At 29.2% G+C, this 7,525-nt stretch carries 6 protein-coding genes and 1 tRNA gene; 5 read left to right on the top strand and 2 right to left on the bottom strand.

Going from position 1 to position 7,525, the window contains the following annotated elements; genetic code table 11:
- The 5 genes from WFK35_RS18870 to WFK35_RS18850 all read left to right on the top strand — a co-directional run.
- Positions 1-388: hypothetical protein (locus tag WFK35_RS18870; protein WP_336733857.1), on the top strand; the 388-nt coding region annotated here is incomplete at its 5' end.
- Position 389: 1 nt separating this feature from the next.
- Positions 390-2,381, top strand: coding sequence for a phospholipase D-like domain-containing protein (locus WFK35_RS18865; RefSeq protein ID WP_336733856.1), 1,992 nt, complete (start codon positions 390-392; stop codon positions 2,379-2,381).
- Positions 2,374-4,035, top strand: a complete 1,662-nt coding sequence (locus WFK35_RS18860) for a DEAD/DEAH box helicase family protein (RefSeq protein ID WP_336733855.1) — start codon at positions 2,374-2,376, stop codon at positions 4,033-4,035. Before WFK35_RS18865 ends, WFK35_RS18860 begins: the two co-directional genes overlap by 8 nt.
- Positions 4,036-4,354: 319 nt before the next feature.
- Positions 4,355-5,416 carry a helicase-related protein gene (locus tag WFK35_RS18855; RefSeq protein WP_336733854.1) on the top strand — a complete coding sequence of 354 codons (1,062 nt, stop codon included), beginning with the start codon at positions 4,355-4,357 and terminating at the stop codon, positions 5,414-5,416.
- A 12-nt stretch (positions 5,417-5,428) separates the two neighbouring features.
- Entirely contained in the window at positions 5,429-5,827 is a 399-nt protein-coding gene (locus WFK35_RS18850) for a hypothetical protein (protein ID WP_336733853.1), read from the top strand.
- A 108-nt stretch (positions 5,828-5,935) separates the two neighbouring features.
- Here the strand turns inward: WFK35_RS18850 and WFK35_RS18845 are convergent, their stop codons facing one another.
- Positions 5,936-7,144 (bottom strand): site-specific integrase, encoded by a 1,209-nt coding sequence (locus WFK35_RS18845; protein WP_336733852.1) that lies wholly within the window; start codon positions 7,142-7,144, stop codon positions 5,936-5,938.
- Positions 7,145-7,396: 252 nt separating this feature from the next.
- A tRNA-Ser gene (locus WFK35_RS18840) sits at positions 7,397-7,484 on the bottom strand.
- Between the last annotated feature and the right edge of the window lie 41 nt (positions 7,485-7,525).

Below are 7,525 nucleotides of genomic sequence, written 5' to 3'. Positions count from 1 at the left end.
AGTTGAAAAAACAATATGCCCTTTAAACAGAATTTTCAGGTATTTGCAAACAAAATCATTCTGGACAAATGAAGAGATTGAGAAAAGCGAATTCATTTCGAAATGTAAAATCAAAGGGCTAATTACAGAAGGTTTTGATGAAACATTAAATGCTTTAGCCATACTTCATAACAATAATAGTAATGATCTCGTAAAAGGTTTAATAGAACGTAATAAAACCATTTGTAAACTGAGAAATTCTTCTCCTTGGATGGAAATCACAGAAAATGGTTATGAAATAAATCATTTTGAAGGCGCTTCGTTTTATAATGATTATAATCCAGAAAGAAATAATGATAACAATTATTTTTTTTGGAGCTATCTCAATCTCTTTAATCAATTAAATTAATGTGGAAAAACTAATACTAAAAGAAAAGATTGGGGAATTGATAGGTGCTAAAAAAGTTATCGCAGCTATATTTTATACTTTTAATTTTGATCCAAAGTTTTTTGAAAATTACATAATGCCCTTATTAATATCTAGTACTGGTAAAAATTTCAATGACGAAGAAATTCATAATAAGATTTTATGGAGACAGCTGGCAAAAGAAAATCAAATACCACCAATATCAGTTTATTGTGATTATTATGCGAAAGATCAAACCAATGCTCCATCATTAGGATATGATATTAATTGTTTAAAAGTGCCATCCCCAAAAGGAAAAATAGCAAATTTTCATCCGAAACAAACTATGATTCTATTGCAAGATAATGGAGTACAAAAACTATTGTTCATAACTGGTTCTGGTAATATGACCGTTAGTGGGTGGTGCGATAATTTTGAATGTTTTTCCTACAAAGAAATTAGTAGAAGTAAATTACAACCAAATAGATCTTCTACTAATTCCGTTCAAGATTATATAAATAGCACCAATAAATTAGGTCATATTCCAAAACTACTAGAATCTGAAAATCTCATTAATAACTTTTTAAGATATGTAGATATAGATTTTCAATTTTTCAATAACTATTCTAATAAATTTGAAGACTTTTTACAAAAAAATATCTTTGAAAAAGAAACAATAGAAGAAATTGAAATTGTCTCACCATATTTCAGTCCTGATAATAGTTTGCTCGAATGGCTTAAGTCCAAAAATATAAAAAAAATCAAATGTTTAATTCCTTCATTAAGGAATAATGAAGTTCAATTAGAAAAGAAACATTTTGTAGATTTAGAAAAAGCGGGATTAGATTGGTGTCATTGGAATGATTCAAGTCTAAATACTGAGGTAAGAAATCAACATTCGAAAATATATAAGTTTTATAGTGCTGAGAACTCTTACACTATTGTAGGTTCTGTTAATTTTACTAATCCTGCTTGGGCTATTTTTTCAGGTAAAAATAATTCTTCGAATATTGAATCAGCAGTTCTTTATTGTGAAAAAAATAATGGTATAAAACTCTTAAAAAGAACTAATAATTTAAATATTGATGAGTTGATTTTCATTTCAGGTAAAGTTGATTTAGAGAATCCTATTTCTGCTAATTCATTTAATAGGAATGCACCCGATATCGATTTTACAATTGATTGGAAAAATAGGGAACTTTGTATTAAGGCAAATATTAAAAATCAGAATTGTAATTTTTTTGAGTTATTCAAAGGTCAGCAGATAAAAAATGGTAAATCAAAGGTTTCTATTGACACTTTGGATTGTAAAAAGTTGGCAAAAAATTCACTAATTCAAGTAGTAAGCATTGAAAATTCAAAATCGGTTGTATATAGTTATTATGCAAATCAGGATTATATAAATACTAAGCCTTTAGGATTTAATTTAGATGCTTATACTATTCTAAGATATTGGCAGTTCTTTGATGATGAGTTTTCTAAAGAAAGTATTACACGGAGTATAGCTGAAAAAATTACTGATGAATCTGGTGTAATCGATATTTCCAAAGTTGAGACTAAATTATTGTTAAATGAAATGGCTACTCATTTTAATGGATTAATAAGGATGGAAAAATATTTATTCCCTTCAAAAAACCTTAATCAAACTGAACAGAGAGAACAATTTAAAAATATCCAGTATTATTTATTAACCGAAAACATTGATACACTTTCTTTTTATTTGAATGATATTGCTAATCAATTTAAAGAAGATAAAATTCAAAAAAGTTTTTATTGGATGATCTTAAAAATTGTGGATCAAATGATGTATGCAAAAGCAGAAAAATGCTCAGCAAAAAGGTTAGTTGATGAAAAAATATGGAAGCAATTTATTAGCGATATAAAAAGTAAAAGAAATCAATTTACAAGAATAACAGAAGATCTCGCAAATAACATCCCGGACTTAAAACAGAAAGAGAAATGGATTGTCGAACAAATATTAGCCGAATATGATTAATATCGAAACCGACATTGAATCAATCCTTAATCTGCGAACAAATGAATCTATTGGTAAAGAACTTGCTGATAGACAACTTGCTGTAATTACTAAAGGTTATCAATTTTTAAATAATCCTGATAACAATGTCTTATACATAGCTGATGAAGTAGGATTAGGCAAAACTTATATTGCTGCAGGAATAATTTTACTTTTTAGACATTTTTCAAAAAATAAAAATTTACAAAAGGATCTTATAATTGTTCCCAAAAAGAACTTACAGGATAAGTGGAAGAAAGAACTAGGGAATTTTGTTTCTAAAAATTATCTTTTAGATAATACCAATGTAAAAGAGTCCTATACATTTGAAAATTGCATAAAAGACAGAATCAAAGCAATTGAGAAAGAAGATCCTGTTACAATTTTTAGAATGACGTCATTTAGCAGCTTAGTCATAGCAAGCAATGGTCGAAGAAACTTACAAGAATATTTTATACGAGAAGTTTTTAAAAATGATTTGTACGCACAAGATATTTTAGAAAAAGCTTATGATAAGGATTATTTTATAGCTTCAAATTTAAGAAAGTTACGTAATCTAATTGCTTACTTAATGAATGCATTATCTCCTAAAATCAATTGTTTAATCGTAGATGAAGCACATAATTATAAATATGGGCCAGGAGATGAAACAAGAGAAGAATCTATAAGAAATGAAATTACTTCACGTTTTTTGGGAGCAATTAAAGATAAACTGATTTTCGAGGATTTTCCAGAATTAAAAAAACAAGTTAAATTCCCTTTAGCTAAGAAAATTATATGCTTATCTGCAACTCCAAAAGATAGAAATCTTTATGAGATTAAAAATCAAATATCCTGCTTTACACAAAAACATCTACTTAATACTGCAAAAAATAATATAGAGATAGAGGCTCTATTAAAAAAATTCTTAATTAGAGGTAACCTAGAATACTTATTAAAAGACGATACCGTTTCAAGAAATCAATGCAGAGAAGAACATCGTAAGGGGAATGTAAACAAATCAGAAGAGGCTGATCATCTGACAATGGATGATACATTTGAAAGTGTTTTTTGGCAACTTATTCAATATAAATCTATTAAGCACTTAAACCAAAAAAATAATGCTTTATTTGAAATCGGAATGCTTGCTGGCTTTGAAACTTATAATGTTGATCTTGATAGAAAGAAGGAGACTTTAAATAAAAATGAAAATGGTATTGAATATTCGGAAGATAATACAAAAGAATATGAACAAACAGAAAGTCGTAAAACCAAAGATAGCCAGGATCTAAATATTGTAAGAAATATTATAAACTCATATAATGAAACTTTTAAACAATTTCCTCCTCATCCAAAACAGACAAAATTAGAAAATGAAATTATTAATCAATTACATTATCAAGATAAATCTTTAATTTTTGTAAGAAGGATAGCTTCAGCAATGGAGCTTGAAAAAAGGATCATTGAAAAGTATGAGAGAGAAATCGTAATTAATCAACAATTAAAAAAAGCACAAAAAAGTTTTAATAAAAATAAACAGATAATAGATAGTGTTATTGACTTATATAATACACAAAAAATAAAAGCCCGATTAAATGATCTTTTAACTGTTTTTATTATTAAAAAAAGAGATAAAATCAAATCTCTTACAACATAATTTTATTTATGAGAGTAATTACATCGAGCAAGGGCTAGCATTCCTTGAATTTGCATACTACGATAAAAAGAATTCAAGTTTTAAAAAGATTATTGATGACTTTATTATTAAAAATCTTAGAAATATTTCTTCTGAATTAAAATCGAAAACGATTCTTGCAATCGGCAATTCCTTCCAAGAATTCCTTTATCAAAATACGGAGGGAAGTGAAGGGGTTGATGAGAATGAACACAGTGGTTATTTCTTTTTAGACTATTTCAAAAAAAATAATCCAGGTTTCCCATACAGAACTAAGATGTATAGAGAAAATTGGTTTGAGTTGAATCCTATCATTTTAAATAATCATTTTAATTTCATTGATTATGATATCGAAGATTTAAATTCAAACTATCTAGAAAAAATTACTCCTGAAGCACGTAAGAACCAAAGTTTCAAAAAAGAAACTGAAACAGTCTACGATTACTTTTCTAAAGAAGGAATTCTGAATAAATCTTATACAAAAAAAAGCAACGTAATAAACATAGGGGAACTTAAAAATACTACTTTTTTAACAAGGTTTTTAATAGAATATTGTGATAATGAATTTCGCAATTGGATTAATAAACGATTAAATACTCAAACTGAGATATTTCTTTTAGATTTAAAAGTACTAAATGTAATTTTAAAAAATATATTTAGAAATGGTTCTGGCTTGCTTGCAGGATTCTTAGCCGATTCTCAAAACGAAGAATTTGAAGAAATTTTATTCAATTTGATAACTAAAGATGCTCCGTTCCATTTTGTTTTAGAAGAAATAAAAACAATTATCAATGAATTCGATTTAATAGTTTCATCAAATTTTGATACAAAAGATGAAAAAAGAATAGAATCGGTATTAAGGAATCTTGTTCCTGTAATTGGTACAAGCGGACAAGATAAACGAAATAGAGGAATTATAGCTTCTCAATTTAGAATGCCTGGAATGCCATATGTATTAGTTACCACAGATATTTTTAGAGAAGGAGAAGATTTACATACATTTTGCCAGAATATTTATCATTATGGTATCGCTTGGAATCCAAGTGATATGGAGCAAAGAACTGGTAGGATTGACAGAATTAATTCTTTAAGCTATAGGAAATTAAATAAATCACAAGAATTAGATTTTCAAAATAAAATTCAAGTTTTTTATCCCTACTTAAAGCATTCAGTAGAAGTAAATCAAGTTGTTCAATTGTTCTTAAATTTAAATAAGTTTATACAAACCTTTAATACAATTAGTATTGATAATTATTATGAAAGCAAAATAGATGTCAATAAAGAAATTGGAAGTAATGAAATCCCAGAACCTATAAAAGATAGATTACATTCAATTTATGATGTGAAAGACTTTATTACTTAATAAGAAAATCATATGGTAGTTAAAAATATAATTTCGGAACAAATTGAAGAATGTATAACTTATATTTCTGATATAAATAATCTTTTAACTTTTGATACTATAACAAATATCAAGAATAGTGGTTTTGTTTATTGTATTTATATTGTGAATGAAAAACAAATTCCAAAGTTGGTTTATATTGGCAAATCTAAGGGACACTTATTTAAAACTAGAATTAAAAATCATTTTGTAAGTAAAAATGAACATACTGGTGCAAAATTAGATCTTATTATTCAAGAAAGATTAAATGGAAATGAAATTAAAATAAAGTATATAATTACTGAGCCAGAATCGTACAGAAATATGCTGGAAGAGGAATTGATAAATCATTTTAAGCCTATTTGGAATATTCAAAAAAAGAAAGTGCAATAATATATAAAGTTTTTGTTAGCAAATAAATTAGTCAATATTTCTAACAGTTATGATCAGAAGAATAACTTAAAAGATTAATATTGACTAATTCACAATTTATTGTTTAGTTTAAAGCCGACCCCTTAAAACCGCCATATCATCACTCACTTTTTTATCCAAAATCTTCGCATAATGCTGAGTAGTCTTAATATTAGTATGGCCAAGCATTTTACTCACACTTTCAATAGGAACACCATTGGACAAGGTAACAGTAGTGGCAAATGTATGTCTTGCGATATGAAATGTCAAATCTTTGCTGATCCCGCAGACGCTCGCAATTTCTTTGAGGTAAGAATTCATTTTCTGATTGCTTAGAACAGGAAACAGGACATCTGAATTGACACACTGCGGATGGTTTTCATATTTTAAAACCAGTTCCTGAGCCACAGGCAATAATGGAACCCTTGTTGAAGTATCGGTTTTTTGACGGTGGGTAAAAATCCATTGATCGCCATCAATCCCGATATTGATGTTAGATTTTGACAATTGCTTTACATCCACATAGGCCAAGCCGGTATAGCAGCTAAATAGAAAAATATCCCGAACTTGGTTCAATCGATCTGCTGCAAATTCCTTTTCGTAGATCATCTGAATTTCTTCTTTGGTAAGATAAGGACGTTCCACAGCTTTTATTTTTGCTTTATAGCCGAGAAAAGGATCTTTGGTGATCCAACCGTGCGCCATACACAAACGAATGATCTTTTTGAAATTTTTGAGGTATTTCACAGCGGTATTGTTTGCGCATTTACGGACACTGCGTAGCCAGAAATCATAATCACTGACAAAACCGTGATCGATTTGCGTGATATCAATATCAGAAACTTTGTATTTCCAATAAATGAATTCCTGGGTATGCTTTAAAGATGTTTTGTAACGTTCCAGTGTTCCGGGAGCAAAATCCTGACCGACCAAAGCTTCCACTTTGTCATTATGCTCCTGGAATATGGGAATGAGCATTCTTTTCTCAATGTCAGCTCCAAGCAGTTTAGATTTTAAACCCTCTGCAGTTACAAAGTTTTCTTCTTTCAGCATCAGGTAGTGGAAATCGTAAACTTTCTGTTCTAAAGTTTTTAGATAGAGATTCAGTGTTTTAGCTTCTTGCGAATTACCTAGTGCCTTGTGTGCTTTAACATCCCATTTCTTCGGATCGATATACCTTTTAGCGGCAATGTCTGCTGCCTTGCCGTCTATCGTAATTCTGAAGTAGATGGGAGCGGTTCCGTTGGTTCTGATTTTATTCTTTTTGATAAAGAATAACAGGTTGAATGTTTTGTTCATTGTGTGATAACTTTAATTGGTTTAATAATTTACTTTTTGTTACCACTTTTTGCAAGATGTACATTCGTTAGACTGCCTATTGGTCGGGCTTTCTCTGATTTTTCGTGACCCATTTTCGTAATTTTCTGAATGGGACACGAAATAGGACATATAAATCGTGACCTATTTTGGTTTTTTTTGATACTGCGCTAAAACAAAAAACGCTGTAAACATTGATGTTTACAGCGTTTTAGCTTATTTTGGTTTCTAACCTGGCGGAGAGTGAGGGATTCGAACCCCCGGACCTGTTACAGTCAACAGTTTTCAAGACTGCCGCAATCGACCACTCTGCCAACTCTCCAGAAACTCCGATTATATCGTTGTTTTCAGTGGTGCAAATAT

The sequence above is a fragment of the Chryseobacterium sp. VD8 genome (assembly GCF_037149975.1).
In the GTDB taxonomy this organism is placed as follows: domain Bacteria; phylum Bacteroidota; class Bacteroidia; order Flavobacteriales; family Weeksellaceae; genus Chryseobacterium; species Chryseobacterium indicum.
The sequence above is the reverse complement of the archived record's forward strand: the minus strand, read 5'-3'. Positions and strand labels throughout refer to the sequence as shown.

Bases quoted from the DNA above. Each gene is read 5' to 3' on its own strand.
- WFK35_RS18860 (WP_336733855.1), top strand. From the start codon at position 2,374: ATGATTAATATCGAAACCGACATTGAATCAATCCTTAATCTGCGAACA.
- WFK35_RS18850 (WP_336733853.1), top strand. From the start codon at position 5,429: ATGGTAGTTAAAAATATAATTTCGGAACAAATTGAAGAATGTATAACT.
- WFK35_RS18845 (WP_336733852.1), bottom strand. From the start codon at position 7,144: ATGAACAAAACATTCAACCTGTTATTCTTTATCAAAAAGAATAAAATC.